Annotated in this window: 17 protein-coding genes and 1 pseudogene; 16 read left to right on the top strand and 2 right to left on the bottom strand. The window is 62.9% G+C overall.

What is annotated here, in order from left to right; translation table 11 throughout:
* The first annotated feature begins 78 nt into the window (after positions 1 to 78).
* Positions 79 to 1044 (top strand): LysR substrate-binding domain-containing protein, encoded by a 966-nt coding sequence (locus ABHV46_RS02200; protein ID WP_438382531.1) that lies wholly within the window; start codon positions 79 to 81, stop codon positions 1042 to 1044.
* Between the two features lie 46 nt (positions 1045 to 1090).
* Positions 1091 to 1693 carry an isochorismatase family protein gene (locus ABHV46_RS02195; protein WP_438382530.1) on the top strand — a complete coding sequence of 201 codons (603 nt, stop codon included), beginning with the start codon at positions 1091 to 1093 and terminating at the stop codon, positions 1691 to 1693.
* 23 nt (positions 1694 to 1716) lie between these two features.
* On the opposite strand, the gene ABHV46_RS02190 is transcribed toward ABHV46_RS02195, so the two are convergent.
* Together ABHV46_RS02190 and ABHV46_RS02185 are read right to left on the bottom strand one after the other, a co-directional pair.
* The gene (locus tag ABHV46_RS02190; RefSeq protein ID WP_114729607.1) at positions 1717 to 1941 is read right to left on the bottom strand and encodes a helix-turn-helix domain-containing protein; all 225 of its coding nucleotides are present in this window, start codon (positions 1939 to 1941) and stop codon (positions 1717 to 1719) included.
* A 49-nt stretch (positions 1942 to 1990) separates the two neighbouring features.
* A complete protein-coding gene (locus ABHV46_RS02185; RefSeq protein WP_438382529.1) occupies positions 1991 to 2275 on the bottom strand; it encodes a helix-turn-helix domain-containing protein in 285 nt (94 codons plus the stop codon).
* 105 nt (positions 2276 to 2380) lie between these two features.
* Here ABHV46_RS02185 and ABHV46_RS02180 point away from each other — a divergent pair, with 105 nt between their 5' ends.
* The 14 genes and pseudogenes from ABHV46_RS02180 to ABHV46_RS02115 all read left to right on the top strand — a co-directional run bounded on the left by ABHV46_RS02180 (position 2381) and on the right by ABHV46_RS02115 (position 14748).
* Entirely contained in the window at positions 2381 to 2677 is a 297-nt protein-coding gene (locus tag ABHV46_RS02180) for a DUF2285 domain-containing protein (protein WP_166116269.1), read from the top strand.
* A 117-nt stretch (positions 2678 to 2794) separates the two neighbouring features.
* A complete protein-coding gene (locus tag ABHV46_RS02175; protein WP_438382528.1) occupies positions 2795 to 2980 on the top strand; it encodes a hypothetical protein in 186 nt (61 codons plus the stop codon).
* A 24-nt stretch (positions 2981 to 3004) separates the two neighbouring features.
* On the top strand, positions 3005 to 4783 hold the full coding sequence (locus ABHV46_RS02170) for a conjugal transfer protein TraG (protein ID WP_438384168.1): 1779 nt from the start codon (positions 3005 to 3007) through the stop codon (positions 4781 to 4783).
* 2 nt (positions 4784 to 4785) lie between these two features.
* Entirely contained in the window at positions 4786 to 5229 is a 444-nt protein-coding gene (locus tag ABHV46_RS02165) for a CopG family transcriptional regulator (RefSeq protein ID WP_438382527.1), read from the top strand.
* Positions 5230 to 5401: 172 nt separating this feature from the next.
* Complete coding sequence (trbB, locus tag ABHV46_RS02160; RefSeq protein WP_438382526.1) at positions 5402 to 6379, top strand: P-type conjugative transfer ATPase TrbB; 978 nt, start codon at positions 5402 to 5404, stop codon at positions 6377 to 6379.
* Positions 6376 to 6705 (top strand): TrbC/VirB2 family protein, encoded by a 330-nt coding sequence (locus ABHV46_RS02155; RefSeq protein WP_202208365.1) that lies wholly within the window; start codon positions 6376 to 6378, stop codon positions 6703 to 6705. Before trbB ends, ABHV46_RS02155 begins: the two co-directional genes overlap by 4 nt.
* Positions 6705 to 6980 (top strand): VirB3 family type IV secretion system protein, encoded by a 276-nt coding sequence (locus ABHV46_RS02150; RefSeq protein ID WP_438382525.1) that lies wholly within the window; start codon positions 6705 to 6707, stop codon positions 6978 to 6980. The genes ABHV46_RS02155 and ABHV46_RS02150 overlap by 1 nt, the downstream gene beginning before the upstream one ends.
* Before the next feature lie 13 nt (positions 6981 to 6993).
* Positions 6994 to 9443 (top strand): annotated as a pseudogene (gene trbE / locus ABHV46_RS02145) (conjugal transfer protein TrbE).
* A complete protein-coding gene (trbJ, locus tag ABHV46_RS02140) occupies positions 9440 to 10189 on the top strand; it encodes a P-type conjugative transfer protein TrbJ (protein WP_438382524.1) in 750 nt (249 codons plus the stop codon). Before trbE ends, trbJ begins: the two are co-directional and overlap by 4 nt.
* A 3-nt stretch (positions 10190 to 10192) precedes the next feature.
* Positions 10193 to 11629 carry a P-type conjugative transfer protein TrbL gene (gene trbL / locus ABHV46_RS02135; protein ID WP_438382523.1) on the top strand — a complete coding sequence of 479 codons (1437 nt, stop codon included), beginning with the start codon at positions 10193 to 10195 and terminating at the stop codon, positions 11627 to 11629.
* Positions 11629 to 12312: a conjugal transfer protein TrbF gene (trbF, locus tag ABHV46_RS02130; RefSeq protein WP_438384167.1), complete on the top strand. Its 684-nt coding sequence runs from the start codon at positions 11629 to 11631 to the stop codon at positions 12310 to 12312. The genes trbL and trbF overlap by 1 nt, the downstream gene beginning before the upstream one ends.
* Complete coding sequence (gene trbG, locus ABHV46_RS02125; protein WP_438382522.1) at positions 12309 to 13310, top strand: P-type conjugative transfer protein TrbG; 1002 nt, start codon at positions 12309 to 12311, stop codon at positions 13308 to 13310. Before trbF ends, trbG begins: the two co-directional genes overlap by 4 nt.
* Positions 13307 to 14503: a TrbI/VirB10 family protein gene (locus tag ABHV46_RS02120; protein ID WP_438382521.1), complete on the top strand. Its 1197-nt coding sequence runs from the start codon at positions 13307 to 13309 to the stop codon at positions 14501 to 14503. The genes trbG and ABHV46_RS02120 overlap by 4 nt, the downstream gene beginning before the upstream one ends.
* Entirely contained in the window at positions 14500 to 14748 is a 249-nt protein-coding gene (locus ABHV46_RS02115) for a DUF2274 domain-containing protein (RefSeq protein WP_415494983.1), read from the top strand. The genes ABHV46_RS02120 and ABHV46_RS02115 overlap by 4 nt, the downstream gene beginning before the upstream one ends.
* Positions 14749 to 14812: the final 64 nt, after the last annotated feature.

The following is a 14812-nucleotide window of genomic DNA, read 5'->3' as shown; positions in this document are numbered from 1 at the left end:
TTCCAAGGAGGTCGTTGTGACATGCGTCGAACGCGGCACGTTCCGGAGATCAAAGGAGTTGCAGGCGGCAGGATATCGTTGATTCCACTTGTCCAGATGCTGGTGCTTGCCGAGCATCTGAACTTCCATCACGCCGCAAATGCACTCGGTGTTGCTCAATCGAGCGTCAGCACCCGAATCAAGGCGCTGGAAGAGACGTTGGGTCTTACCCTGTTTGAGCGGCGTCATCGCGGGGTCCGGCTGACTGAGGCCGGGCGCCGCTTCGTTGCGGAGGTTTCGGCTGGTATCGAGCAGATCGACCATGCTGTCAGGACGGCAGGCGCGATTGCCGACGGCATGGTCGGGCGCCTCGCGATTGGACTGCACGGTTCGATCGCGACAGGATTTCTCGCCGATTTGCGCAGGCGCTATCGCGCAGCCCACCCGGCAATCGAGCAGAGCATCATCGAAGGACCGTCATCACATACCCTTGCCATGATCCGCGAGGGCAAACTCGACGTGGCTTTCATCGTCAATGTTGCCGATGTGCCGGATTGCCATAGTAGGCATCTCTGGAACGAGGCGCTGGTGATCGCTCTTCCTTCCGCGCATCCGCTTGCGACTTTGGAATCCCTTGCTTGGGCTGACCTCCTCGCGGAGACCTTTCTCGTCCGGCAGGGTGGCGCCGGGCCGCAGGTTTTTGAACATATCGTCCGGCGCGTGGCCGAGCATGGGCGATCGCCGCGCCTCCAGCGGCGCGATGTCGGACGGGACACGTTGATGCACATGGTTGCCGCAGGGGAGGGGATCACGCTGACCCATGAGGCAGGGAGCCATGTGCCATTCCCCGGCGTCGTCTTCCGTCCGATCGACGACGAAAAGGAACACGCCCGGTTCAGCGCTGTCTGGTCGCCTCAGAACCGCAGCCCCGCGCTGCGTAATCTTCTGGATCTCGCCACACATATGAGTCGCCTGGATGGTTTGACCATGCGGGGTCAAACCATGTCATCATCGTTGCTAGTCAAGATACCGGGACATCACGAAACGGGCGGCGCGCGTTTATGAAGCGTCGGCGCTGTCAAAATAGCCTGTTACCAGGAGGAAAATCCCAATGACCCTAGAAACTTTCCGCGAGATATATGGGCTCGATGACAACCCGTCGCCGCTTGATCAGTCGGTACTGATCCTGATCGACATCCAGCGCGAATATCGCGACGGGCGAGTACCGCTCGCCAATGTCGATGTGGCGGCAGATGAGGCCGGACGGCTGCTAGATCTCGCGCGGTGCAAGGGCGTGCCGGTCATCCATATCGCCCATGACGCCGGACCAGGCGCTCCCGCCTTTGCCAGCGATGGTCCGTATCGTGATTTCCTGCCCCAGGTGACGCCGCGTGAAGGGGAGACGGTTCTGTTCAAGACTCACGCCAATGCGTTTATCGGCACCGGGCTGGCGGATCGGATCAAGGAGACGGGTCGGAACGAGGTCATCATCGCTGGTGATACGGTTGGTGTCTGCGTATCCACCACCGTCCGCGCGGCGGCGGAGGAATACGGCCTGCGCGTGACCCTTGTGGCGGACGCCATTGCCGCACGTGATGTCGCTGATCCGCTGGGTGGAACGATCGCTGCCGAAACCGTGCGTCGCGTCGCCCTGGCCGAACTTGCGGATATGTTCGCCGTCATCGTAAAGGACAGCACCGCGTGGAAGGGATGAGGGTGTCTTTTCCCCTCAGCCGGTCAGCGCGGACTGGCCGGGACAGCTTGCAATAACGCGCCCGGTTCCACGTCCAGTGCCTCTGCAATCTTTCCCAGGATCGTAACGCTTGCCGACACGTCCGCGCGTTCGATCGCCCCGACATAGCGGGTGCTCAGGCCGGCGCGATCGGCCAGCTCTTCTTGCGTCATGTCCCTGTCATGACGCATCCGACGCAGGTTGACCGCCATGACCTCCTTGAGGTCCATGCCGTCATCGAGACCCGTGTCGGAACGATCGTTCCAGGAATGATCGTTCCTATTCGTCCTGGACCGTGGTATCCTCGCCCTCTGGCGGGGGCTTTTCTGCGCCAGGTGCGAGACGAACGAGAAGATCGGCGCCGGAAACGCCAAGGGCGGCTGTTATGTCAGCGAATTCAATGACATCGATTCGTCGCTCGCCATTCTCGTATTTGGCGACGAAGGATTGCGGTTTGCCGAGTGCGGCCGCCAGTTCCGCCTGCGTCATACCTCCGGTCTTGCGCGCTTCCGTAAGGAGCGATTGCAGCAAAAGCTGCCGGGGTGTGCGCAGGGATTTCTTCACGCGGAACAGCTCTCCGACGGGCAGGGGAGCCGTTCCGATAATCCTGATTTAGGATTATCCCATTTTAGGATATGGTTGACTGCAATCCTGCTGGAGGGCTGTCGGATGACAGCAAGACCCGAACTGGACCCCGATGTCGATGATCTGGCACCGACCGTGCCGACGATCACGACCTATGACGAAGTGCATTTCATCACCTATCTCCGCCTGCTCGACGCCGAGGCGGATCGGGCCGACTGGACGGAGGTGGCGCGGATCGTGCTGCACCGCGACCCGGCTGATGGAGAGCGCACGCGCATCTGTTGGGAAAGCCATCTTGTCCGTGCACAGTGGATGACGAAAATCGGTTACCGGAAGATTCTCGAGCAGGCCGTGATCGACGCCCGCGCAACCCGGCACTGACCGTCCTTTTTCTACGCCATGGTATCCGGCGGTACGATCGCGACTCATTATATATTGCCTGCCGCTTGGTCGCCCCTTCTCTGATCGGTTTCATTCCCCAAGCCGATTGGAGCCCCGATGTCCGGAAGCCGTGTCCTGTGGGGGCAGGTCGCCCTTGTTCTGTTGATCGTCTTCGTCGCCATCTGGAGTGCCACGGAATGGACGGCCTGGCGTCTCGGCTTTCAGCCCCAGCTTGGCGCTCCCTGGTTCACGGTGGCGGGCTGGCCGTTCTACGATCCGCCGGCCTTCTTCTGGTGGTGGTAGTTCTACGACGCCTATGCGCCGTCGATCTTCGTGACGGGCGGGTACATCGCCTCGTCCGGTGGAATTATCGGCTGCGTCGTCGCCATTGGCCTGTCGATCCTTCGGGCACGGGAGGCCCGCAACGTCGCCACGTATGGCTCTGCCCGTTGGGCGGATGCTGTCGAGGTGAAGCAGGCTGGGCTGCTTGATCCCGACGGCGTGGTGCTGGGCCGGTGGGATCTGGACTATCTTCGGCATAACGGTCCTGAGCATGTCCTGTGCTTTGCGCCGACCCGCTCGGGTAAAGGCGTTGGCCTTGTCGTACCCACGCTACTGACTTGGCCGGGCTCGGCCATCGTCCATGACATCAAGGGCGAGAACTGGGGGCTGACCGCCGGATTTCGTGCCCGGCACGGGCGCGTGCTGCTGTTCGACCCGACCGATCCGGCATCCTCGCCCTACAACCCGCTGCTGGAGGTCCGGCGTGGTGACAGGGAGGTGCGCGACGTCCAGAACATCGCCGATATCCTCGTCGACCCCGAAGGTGCTTTGGACCGGCGCAACCATTGGGAAAAGACTTCGCACTCCCTGCTGGTCGGTGCGATCCTGCATGTCCTCTACGCCGAGCCGGACAAGACGCTGGCTGGTGTCGCCAATTTTCTGTCAGACCCGAAACGGCCAGTGGAGGCGACGCTGCGTGCGATGATGTCCACGCCGCATCTCGGCAAGGCGGGCGTGCATCCCGTCATTGCCTCGTCGGCATGGGAACTGCTGAACAAGAGCGACAACGAACGGTCGGGCGTATTGTCTACCGCCATGTCGTTCCTCGGCCTCTATCGCGACCCCGTGGTGGCCAAGGTGACGGCACGGTGCGACTGGCGCATCGCGGATCTCGTGTCGGGCCGCCAGTCCGCGAGCCTCTATCTCGTTGTGCCTCCATCCGACATTGCCCGCACCAAGCCGCTGATCCGCCTGATCCTGAACCAGATCGGCCGGCGGTTGACGGAGGATCTGCATGTCTCCGTCCATCGGCACCGGTTGCTGCTGATGCTCGATGAGTTTCCCGCCCTCGGTCGGCTGGATTTCTTCGAGAGTGCGCTGGCCTTCATGGCGGGGTATGGGATCAAATCCTTCCTGATCGCGCAGAGTCTCAACCAGATCGAAAAAGCCTACGGCGCGAACAACAGTATTCTCGACAACTGTCATGTCCGCGTCGCGTTTGCCACCAACGATGAGCGCACCGCCCGGCGGGTGTCGGACGCGCTCGGCACCGCGACAGAAATGCGTGATTCCACTAATTATGCCGGTCACCGGCTATCGCCCTGGCTCGGGCATCTCATGGTGTCGCGACAGGAGACGGCACGACCGCTGCTGACGCCTGGCGAGGTGATGCAGCTTCCACCAACCGATGAACTGCTGCTGGTCGCGGGCGTCGCCCCCGTTCGCGCGAAGAAGGCGCGCTATTACGAGGATGCGCGGTTCATGGAGCGTGTCCTGCCGCCCCCGGCTAGCGGAACGCAACGCCCGTCCGCGCCTCCGTCCGATGACTGGTCAGAGCTGGGAACAGTCGCCTCACCGGGAGGGCCGGCACCCGATGGCGGCACGAGCACTGATGGCGATTCAGCCAATGCCGGCATTCGCCGCGAACCGGAATTGCCAGAGCATGAGGACGTCGTGCCGCCCGAGCGTCCGGGTATGCAGGAGTTCGACGTGCTCGACGACGAGCCGGATGTCGCCGCCGCCAGAGCGCGCACTATACGCCAGGAGGCCCGCTCCGTTGCGCGTCAGGCGACGATGGACCCGGCCGACGGCCTTGATCTGTGAGGATGCCCATGCCGAGCAAGACCCGCATGAATGTGTATTTCGAGCCGGAGCTTCTGAAGCAGGTCGAAGCGCTGGCGTTACGGCGCAACGTCTCGAAGTCGGCGGTGATTGAGGCGGCCGTCGCCTCCTTCCTTTCGGCTGATGCCTCGGAGCGGCTGGAGGCGGTGTTCGCCCGTCGTATGGACAGGATGGACCGCCAGATCACCGGGATGGACGAAGACGTCGCCATTATGGGCGAGACGCTGGCACTGTTCATCCGTTTCTGGCTGACCGTCACCCCACCGCTGCCTGACAGTGCCCAGGCATCGGCCAGGGCGAAAGGCGTCGAGCGGTTCGAGGGTTTCCTGCAATCGCTCGGGCGAAAACTGGCGACGGGAGATCGCTTTCTCAGGGAACTGTCGCGGGACATCGACACGCGGCGTAATCGTGGGGAAGACCCCCAGTAATCGTCAGATTGCGTGGGGCTGCCAAAAGGATTTGTCAATCCCGCCGATTACCGCCGTTTCCACGCGATGGCCGCACGGTCCGCAATAGTTGTTGAATCGAGCCGAAATGGCCCTCTTTTAATCATCCCCGTGTGGGGACCATCTGTTCCGGTCCCGTTCGAGCGGGGGTCAGATGGCGGTTTCGCATCATAATTCGGAAAGTCAGGCACGCGGCATCTCGATGCTGCGCACGGCGATGGGACTGGCGATCGCGGGGCACCTTGCCGATCCTTCCGTCGTCGAGGTCATGCTTAACCCGGACGGCCGGTTGTGGATCGACCGGCTTTCCGAGGGCCTGTCCGATACGGGCGAAACTATCACACCGGCCGATGCCGAGCGCATCGTGCGCCTGGTGGCCCACCATGTCGGGGCGGAGGTGCATGAAGCAGCACCCCGCGTATCGGCCGAACTGCCGACCGGCGAGCGCTTCGAAGGGCTGTTGCCACCCGTCGTGACGGCCCCGAGTTTCGCTATCCGGAAGCCCGCTGTCGCCGTCTTTACCCTCGACGGTTATGTCGCTTCCGGGATCATGACGGAAGGGCACGCGCACTATCTCCGTCGCGCTGTTGCAGAGAGGAAAAACATCCTAGTCGCAGGCGGGACCAGTACGGGCAAGACCACTCTGGTCAATGCCTTGCTGGCCGAGATCGCAAAAACCGACGACCGGGTCGTGCTGATCGAGGATACGCGCGAACTGCAATGCGCGGCACCCAACCTCGTATCGCTCCGCACCCGTGATGGCATCGTCACACTGTCCGAACTGGTGCGCTCGGCCCTGCGCCTGCGCCCCGACCGTATTCCGATTGGGGAAGTGCGCGGCCCAGAGGCACTGGACTTGCTCAAGGCATGGGGCACGGGCCATCCTGGCGGCATCGGTACGCTCCACGCCGGCACCGCCATCGGCGCGTTGCATCGCATGGAGCAGTTGATCCAGGAAATCGTCGTCACCGTGCCCCGCGCGCTGATCGCCGAGACGATCGACGTGATCGCTGTCCTGTCGGGGCGAGGCACACAGCGCCGGTTGTCCGAACTCGCCACCGTGGACGGGCTCGACCCCGCCACAGGCGCCTATCGCATTCATTCAATCGATACCGATGGAGATTTCCAATGAACATCACGCTGTTTCGCGTGCGTCGGCACGCGCCTGTCTTTTCCGCCGTGCTGCTGTCCATCGCATGGTGCTCCTCGGCCTTGGCGTCCGGATCGGACATGCCGTGGGAGGAACCGCTCAACCAGATTCTGGAATCCGTGCAGGGGCCGGTGGCGCGCATCGTGTCGGTGATCATCATCACCGTGACCGGCCTGACTCTGGCCTTTGGCGAAACATCCGGCGGCTTCCGCCGCCTGATCCAGATCGTGTTCGGCCTGTCCATCGCTTTTGCGGCCAGCTCGTTCTTCCTGTCGTTCTTCTCCTTCTCGGGTGGGGCGCTGATCTGATGGCGGGATATGACGACGACGCAGTGCCGGGCTTTCATGTCCCGGTGCATCGCTCCCTGACCGATCCGATCCTGCTGGGGGGCGCGCCACGGACGCTGGCGATTGCCAACGGCACGCTTGGGGCGGCGATCTCGCTGGGTCTGCGCTTGTGGCTGGTCGGGGCCGTGTTCTGGATCGTGGGGCACGGGCTCGCGGTCTGGGGCGCCAGGCGTGACCCATTGTTCGTCGAGGTGGGACGGCGGCATCTCCGCTACCCCGCCTGGCTCCGGGCATAGGGAGGGCAGGGCGATGATATCCCTTGGCGAATATCGCAACCGTGCTGCCCTCCTGTCCGACTTCCTGCCATGGGCGGCGCTGGTTGAGAAAGGTGTCGTCCTGAACAAGGATGGCAGCTTCCAGCGCACGGCAAAGATACGCGGTCCCGATCTGGATAGCGCCACGCCTGCCGAACTGGTGGGTGTGACCGGGCGGTTGAATAATGCGCTCCGCCGTCTTGGTTCCGGCTGGGCGGTGTTTGTGGAAGCGCAGCGCGTTCCGGCGACGCTCTATCCGGACAGCGATTTTCCGGATGCTGCCAGCCAGATGGTTGATCTGGAACGGCGTGAGCAGTTCGAGGATGAGGGGGCGCATTTCGAGAGCCGGTATTTCCTCACGCTGGTCTGGCTGCCGCCGGTGGAATCATCAGGTCGTGCCGAGCGTTTTCTCTATGAAGGCAGGGAACGGGACGGCCCCGATCCGCACAGTATATTGAATTCCTTCATTGATCGTAGCGATCGGCTTCTGGCCCTGCTGGACGGGTTCATGCCCGAGGCCACCTGGCTCAATGACGGTGAAACACTGACCTATCTGCACCGCACCATTTCGACCAGGAACCAGCGCGTTCGGGTGCCGGAGATTCCCATGCATCTGGACGCCCTGCTGGTGGATCAGCCGCTCTCGGGGGGGCTGGAGCCAAAGCTCGGTGACGCGTATCTGAAAACGCTGACGATCACCGGTTTCCCGTCGCGGACCTTTCCTGGAATTCTGGACGACCTGAATCGTCTTGCAATGCCTTATCGCTGGTCCACCCGCGCCATCCTTCTGGACAAGACCGACGCCACGAAGGTGCTGACGAAGATCAGGCGTCAATGGTTCGCAAAGCGCAAGAGTATTGCGGCCATTGTCCGGGAAGTGATGACCAACGAGGCGTCGGTGCTGGTGGACAACGACGCCGCCAACAAGGCGGCTGACGCCGATCTGGCCTTGCAGTCGCTGGGTGCTGATGATGTCGGGCAGGCCTATATCACCGCGACCGTCACGGTCTGGGATGGCAGCGGCAGCATCGCGGCCGAGAAGTTGCGTCTGGTCGAGAAAATCATTCAGGGTCGCGACTTCACCTGCATGACGGAAAGCCTTAACGCCGTGGAGGCATGGCTCGGCTCGGCTCTCTTCCCGGCCATGTCTATGCCAATGTTCGCCAGCCACCTGTCTCGACTTTGAACCTGGCGCACATGATCCCGCTGTCAGCGGTGTGGGCAGGACCGGAACGTGATACCCATTTCCGTGCTCCACCACTGTTCTACGGAAAGACGGCGGGTGCCACGCCATTCCGGTTCAGCCTCCACGTTGGTGATGTTGGCCACACACTAATCGCCGGGCCGACAGGAGCGGGGAAGTCGGTGCTGCTGGCACTGATGGCGTTGCAGTTCCGGCGCTATCAGGGCGCGCAGGTTTTCGCCTTCGATTTCGGTGGGTCCATGCGCGCGGCGACGCTGGCGATGGGCGGGGATTGGCACGATCTTGGCGGTGGCCTGACGGATGATATCCAGCAGGGCGTGGACATATCTCCCGCTGTCTCACTCCAGCCGCTGGCACAGATTGACGATGCCGACGAGCGCAAATGGGCCAGTGAGTGGCTGGGGCAGATCCTTGTCGGTGAAGGGGTAACGCTGACCCCCGAGGTGAAATCTCACCTCTGGTCGGCCCTGAATTCCCTGGCATCGTCACCCGTGCCGGAGCGGACCCTGTCCGGGTTTGTAGCACTCCTTCAGTCCAATGGCCTGAAGCAGGCCCTGGCGCCCTACTGCCTCGGTGGTCCTTATGGCCGGTTGCTTGACGCCGAAGCCGAGCGGCTGGGTGACGCCGATGTGGTGGTGTTCGAGACCGAAGGACTGATCGGGTCCGGCGCGGCATCCTCGGTTCTCTCGTATCTGTTCCACCGCATCGAGGGGCGGCTGGACGGTCGCCCGACGCTATTGGTGATCGACGAGGGCTGGCTCGTCCTAGATGACGGGGATTTCGCTGGTCAGTTGCGTGAATGGCTGAAAACCCTGCGCAAGAAGAATGCGTCGGTGATTTTCGCAACTCAGTCCCTGTCGGACATCGCCACTTCCCGCATTGCGCCGGCCGTGGTGGAAAGCTGCCCCACACGGATCTTCCTCCCAAACGAGAGGGCGATCGAGCCGCAGATCGCCACGATCTATCGGGATTTCGGTTTGAACGACCGACAGATCGCCATCATCGCCCGCGCGGCCTCGAAGCGGGAGTATTACTGCCAGACCCAGCGGGGAAATCGCCTATTCGAACTGGGGCTCGGGCCGGTCACACTTGCCCTGTGCGCCGCCTCCGGCAAGGACGATCATAGGCTGATCGACGCGGTGCTGGCGGAACACGGGCGGGACGGCTTTCTCCCAGCCTGGTTCGAGGCGCGTGGCGTCATGTGGGCTGCGGACCTTCTGCGGGAAGGAGCCGTGCCATGATGGAAAAACATTTCCGCCCAGGATGTGCCGTGGTCTTCGGCACTGCTCTGGTTTTTGTCATGCCGGTCGTGCCTGCCCGTGCCCAGTGGGCGGTGTATGACGGGGCGAACCATGTCGAGAACGTGCTGATCGCGGCGCGCACCCTTCAGCAGATCGACAACCAGATCACGTCACTGGCCAATCAGGCGCAGATGCTGGTCAACCAGGGTCGCAATCTGGCGAGCCTACCACTTTCGACACTGTCGACGCTGCAATCGACGATTTCCCAGACGACGGCATTGCTCGCTCAGGCGCAGAACATCGCTTACAGCGTCCAGTCCGTCGAGCAGCAATACCAGCAGGCGTACACGTCGGTGTTTTCGGGTATGTCTGACGGCGCCCTGTTCAGCCAGGCGCAGACACGGTGGCAGAATTCCGTGGGTGGGTTTGAGGATGCCCTGAAGCTTCAGGCTCGGGTAGTAGGAAACATCCCGAGCGACAGTTCGGCCATGACGCAACTGGTTTCGGCCAGCCAGAGTTCAACCGGGGCGTTGCAGGCGGCGCAGGCGGGGAACCAGCTTATGGCCCTGCAATCCCGGCAGCTTTCCGACATCCAGGCCGAACTGGCCGCTAACGACCGTGCTGCGGACCTCGAACGTGCGCGGCAGGTGGCGAACGAGGCCGGTGCGGAAGCCCAGTATCAGCATTTCTCGCAGTATGATGCCTATGTTCCCCACGCCGTCGCTATCCCCAGTTCTGGATATTGAGCGATGGCGAGCGACAATGTCGGCATCATCGACGGTTTCCTGAATACCTTCGAGACTACGATCGATTCCGGTTTCGGTCTGGTCCGGGGCAGTGTGGTGTCGCTCGCAGGCTCACTCTCGGTGATGGACATCGTACTGGCAGGGCTGTTCTGGGCATGGGCCGCCGATGAGGACATCGTCCAGCGTTTGGTGAAAAAGACGCTGTATATCGGCTTCTTTGCCTTCGTCATCGATCACTTCAGCGGCCTGTCGGGGATCGTCTTCAACAGTTTTGCTGCCCTCGGTCTTAAGGCCGGAGGCGGCACGCTGGCCCTCGGGGATTTCATGCATCCTGGCCGGCTGGCCGCGACCGGACTCGATGCCGCGCAACCGCTGCTGGACGCGGCGAGTAAACTGGCGTTTTCGTTCGGTGCGCTGGCTAGCATCGTGCAGATCCTCGTCCTGGTCCTGTGCTGGTTCATCGTGCTGGCGGCCTTCTTTATTCTCGCGGTGCAGCTCTTTGTGGCCATCGTCGAGTTCAAGCTGACCTCACTCGCGGGCTTCGTGCTGATCCCGTTTGCCCTGTTCAACCGGACGGCCTTCCTCGCCGAGAAGGTGCTGGGCAATGTCGTCTCGTCCGGCGTGAAGATCATGGTGCTGGCGGTCATTTCCGCCATCGCCTCAGTCCTCTTCAAACAGTTCACGACCTCCTACGGCGACAACGCGCCCACCATCGGCCAGGCGCTCTCCGTCGTGCTGGCGTCGCTCTGCATCGTGGGTCTCGCCATTTTCGGCGGCTCTCTCGCCAATGGGCTGATCTCCGGTGCGCCGCAACTCGGCGCAGGCGCAGCGGCCGGAACTGCGATGGCGGTGGGTGCGATGGGGGCTGCCGCTGTTGCCGCGCCCGCCGCCTTGGCGTCTGGAGGTGCTGCTGCGCTGGGTGCGACAGCGGCAGCCGCACGCGGAGGGGCCGCCGTCGCGGGCGCGGCGACCACCGCATATTCCATTGGCGCTGCTGGACAGACCGGTGCGGCGGGCATGGCATCGGCGGCTGGCAATGTCGGTCGCGCCGCTGGCGGTGCTGCGGTGAACGCCGTGAAGAGCAAGGCCGGTGCGGCGGCATCCTCGTTGAAGGAAAGCTACTCTGCCGGCGGACGCTGGGTTGCTGGTGCGATGGGCGGCGGCGGAGAGGGCGATAGCCCATCGGGTGACGGTGGATCGTCAGGCTCGTCCGGCGGTGGAGATGATCCCGGTACCGGACCTGCCGGTAGCGGTAACTCTGGCGGCCCCTCGGGAGGCGGTCCTGATGGCGGCGACGGCTCTGGCGGCAAGCCGCCCCGCTGGGCGCGAAAGATGAAGCGCCGCAATGCCGCGACCCATGCCGCCGAGGCCGCCCACATCATCCGCTCCGCCGATGGCGGGGGCAGAAGTTCCAGCATCGATCTCTCGGAGAAAGAATGATGTTCCGTCGCTCCACCTCACGCTACGGGATCACGCCCGAGCCCGTCACGCCGTACCAGAAAGGTGCGCAGGCGTGGGATGAACGGATCGGGTCGGCCCGCGTGCAGGCTCGCAACTGGCGACTGATGGCCTTTGGCTCCCTGTTCCTGTCCGCCGGTCTCGGGGCCGGGCTGGTCTGGCAATCTATGCGTGGCACCGTCGTGCCCTGGGTGGTGCAGGTGGACCGGCTGGGTCAGGCGCAGATCGTGGCTCCTGCGACAGCCGGCTACATGCCCGCTGATCCACAGATCGCCTGGTATCTGGCGCAGTTCGTTCACGACGTGCGCTCCCTGTCGTCGGACTCCGTGGTGGTCCGGCACAACTGGCTGCGCGCCTATGATTTCACCAGCGTTTCCGGTGCCGTGGCGCTGAACGATTATGCCCGCCTGAACGATCCGTTTTCGCGGATCGGCCGCGAGCAGGTCGAGGTGGACATCGCCTCGGTGATCCGCGCCTCTCCCGGAAGTTTCCGGGTGGCATGGACTGAGCGCCATTACCGCGATGGCGCTTTCACCGGCACCGAACGCTGGACGGCCATCGTCTCCATCGTGCTGCGCACGCCCCGTGATGCCGATCATCTGAGGAAAAATCCCCTTGGAATCTACGTCTCCGCCATCAACTGGTCGAAGGAACTGGGCCAATGATCCGTCGTGCTCTTCGTTTTTTTCCGCTGTTGATCATGCCTCTTGCAGGCTGCGCGCAGCATTACCACCCGCCGGTCATCCACTATGACGACGCGGCCCAGGCCACGCTCCTGCCCGATCCACCGAAACCGGTGCAGGTCGTAGAAGTGCCGAAAATCCTTCCCCTGCCGGGTCAGCTCAAACCGCTTCCGCCGTTGCGGCGTGCCCATCTCGTGCCCGAGGCGGCTGATCCTACCGTGCGCGTGAACCAGGCCAATCTTGCCGCTCGCATCCAGCCAACACGGGCTGGTTATGTGAACGCGGTGCAGGTTTACCCCTACAGCGCGGGCGCGCTTTATCAGATCTATGCCTCGCCCGGCGAGATCACCGACGTTATGCTACAACCCGGCGAGAAGCTGGTCGGCACTGGGCCGGTCGCGGTGGGGGACACCGTGCGCTGGATCGTCGGCGATACCACCAGTGGCACGGGCATGACCAGGCGCGTGCATATCCTGGTCAAGCCGACGCGACCGGACCTGACTACCAACCTGATCGTCAATACCGACCGGCGGACCTACCTTGCCGAATTGCGGGCGACACCGGCGACCTATATGGCGTCAGTATCGTGGGGTTATCCCGAGGACGATCTGATTGCCCTGCATAGGCAGGACAGCGACGCCGACGATGCCACCCCGGTGGAAGCGGGGCTGAATCTCGACGCACTCAATTTCCGCTACGCGATCGAAAGCGTGAAAGGTGGGGTGCCGCCCTGGATGCCTCTGCGGGCGTTCGATGACGGGCGAAAGGTGTTCATCGCGTTTCCGTCCGGTATCGGGCAGGGCGAACTGCCGCCGCTCTTTGTACTGGGAGCCGATGGCGGGCCTGAACTGGTGAACTACCGCGTCAGGCAGAACTGGATGATCGTCGACCGTCTGTTCGCCGCTGCCGAATTGCGGCTGGGCGACAAGCATTCCGAGCAGCGTGTGCGGATCGTGCGCACGGATGGCAGGAAGTCATGAGCGGCGTGGAAGAGCGCCCGGAAGGGAATACGGGAGCCACCACAAGCGGAACAGGACCATCATCCCTGTCGCCCTCTGCCGATCTGCGGCTGCGCGCGCAGCGGCCACCAGTCGTAAAGCTCTCGCGCCCCGTCATCTGGACGCTGGGTGGTGTCGGGATGCTCGCGATCGGCCTCGCGCTGGGCTATGCGCTGCAAAGCAATACACCAAAGGGTCCGGTCCAGGCGGCGCAAGACACGGATGCGCGCGCCTCGGCCGACGGGCTATCGGCACTGCCCAGCGATTATACCGCCACCCCGAGGCTCGGACCGCCTTTGCCCGGCGATCTGGGCAAGCCGATCCTCGACGCACAGCGGCAGGGCCGCGCGGGACCGGTTTCCGGCATGGGAGACCGGCGTGGCGACCAGGAGATTGAGGCGGCGCGGACCAGTCGGCTCTTCGCGCAGGTCGAAGTGCGCGACGGTCAAAGTACGCAGGTGGTTCCGGTGATGGCCACCGTTCCCGGAGCGCCGGCATCGCCGGCTGGGACGGACCAACAAACCGGCAATCGTACCTTTTTGGCAGGTCAGCCGGATCGCGTGACGGTCAGCCCGGACCGGATGACGCCGCCCGCATCCCCATACGTTCTTCAGGCGGGCACGGTGATCGCTGGGGCGCTGAACACGAAGATCAGTTCCGATCTGCCCGGCCAGATCGTCGGGCATGTGACCCAGAACGTCTATGACAGTCCGACCGGACGGTTCTTGCTTATCCCGCAGGGCAGCACCCTGTTCGGGGCCTATAACAGCAGTGTTTCCTTCGGGCAGCAGCGGACCCAGATCATCTGGACTCGGCTGATCTTCCCCAATGGGGATAGCTTCGTGCTGGAAAAGCTGCCAGGCGGCGACGCCATCGGCCAGTCAGGCCTGTCCGACGAGGTGAACAACCACTGGGGACAGCTTTTCAAGGCTGCCCTGGTCACGACCCTTCTCAGCGTGGGCTCCGAAGCCGGGACGTCATGGAATGAGAACAACCTGATGCAGGCGATCCGCAGCGGGGCGAGCAACGGTTTCTCCATGGTCGGCAACCGGCTGATCGATCGCAGCCTGAATATTCAGCCGACGCTGACCGATCGGCCGGGCCTGCCGTTCACGCTTGTTTTGAATCGCGATCTCGTCCTCAAGCCCTGGAAAGAGAAAGAATTTCGCCCATGACGAAGTTGAAGCTTGGTCCGATCGAGGACGACAAGCCCGTGAAGGTCACGCTGGAGCTGCCAGCCACCCTGCACCGTGATCTCACAACCTATGCCGAGATATTAGGGCGCGGAACCGGGCAAGCGCCCATCGATCCCGTGCGTCTCGTTGTGCCTATGCTGGAGCGATTTATCGCCACGGATCGAGGGTTCGCAAAGGCGCGGCGGGCCAATACAGTAATACGCGGCGGCAATAATTATCTCTAAATGGAATAAAAGAGGCGGAACAATTCTCTCTCCATTGCTATTGGCGCAGTTTTTTTGCGGTTGC

The organism is Asaia sp. BMEF1, from assembly GCF_051628905.1.
In the GTDB taxonomy this organism is placed as follows: domain Bacteria; phylum Pseudomonadota; class Alphaproteobacteria; order Acetobacterales; family Acetobacteraceae; genus Asaia.
The sequence above is the reverse complement of the archived record's forward strand: the minus strand, read 5'-3'. Positions and strand labels throughout refer to the sequence as shown.

Coding starts and splice junctions, on each gene's coding strand:
- ABHV46_RS02195 (WP_438382530.1), top strand. CDS start 1,091: ATGACCCTAGAAACTTTCCGCGAGATATATGGGCTCGATGACAACCCG.
- ABHV46_RS02190 (WP_114729607.1), bottom strand. CDS start 1,941: ATGGACCTCAAGGAGGTCATGGCGGTCAACCTGCGTCGGATGCGTCAT.
- ABHV46_RS02180 (WP_166116269.1), top strand. CDS start 2,381: ATGACAGCAAGACCCGAACTGGACCCCGATGTCGATGATCTGGCACCG.
- ABHV46_RS02175 (WP_438382528.1), top strand. CDS start 2,795: ATGTCCGGAAGCCGTGTCCTGTGGGGGCAGGTCGCCCTTGTTCTGTTG.
- ABHV46_RS02165 (WP_438382527.1), top strand. CDS start 4,786: ATGCCCATGCCGAGCAAGACCCGCATGAATGTGTATTTCGAGCCGGAG.
- trbB (WP_438382526.1), top strand. CDS start 5,402: ATGGCGGTTTCGCATCATAATTCGGAAAGTCAGGCACGCGGCATCTCG.
- ABHV46_RS02155 (WP_202208365.1), top strand. CDS start 6,376: ATGAACATCACGCTGTTTCGCGTGCGTCGGCACGCGCCTGTCTTTTCC.
- ABHV46_RS02150 (WP_438382525.1), top strand. CDS start 6,705: ATGGCGGGATATGACGACGACGCAGTGCCGGGCTTTCATGTCCCGGTG.
- trbJ (WP_438382524.1), top strand. CDS start 9,440: ATGATGGAAAAACATTTCCGCCCAGGATGTGCCGTGGTCTTCGGCACT.
- trbL (WP_438382523.1), top strand. CDS start 10,193: ATGGCGAGCGACAATGTCGGCATCATCGACGGTTTCCTGAATACCTTC.
- trbF (WP_438384167.1), top strand. CDS start 11,629: ATGTTCCGTCGCTCCACCTCACGCTACGGGATCACGCCCGAGCCCGTC.
- trbG (WP_438382522.1), top strand. CDS start 12,309: ATGATCCGTCGTGCTCTTCGTTTTTTTCCGCTGTTGATCATGCCTCTT.
- ABHV46_RS02120 (WP_438382521.1), top strand. CDS start 13,307: ATGAGCGGCGTGGAAGAGCGCCCGGAAGGGAATACGGGAGCCACCACA.
- ABHV46_RS02115 (WP_415494983.1), top strand. CDS start 14,500: ATGACGAAGTTGAAGCTTGGTCCGATCGAGGACGACAAGCCCGTGAAG.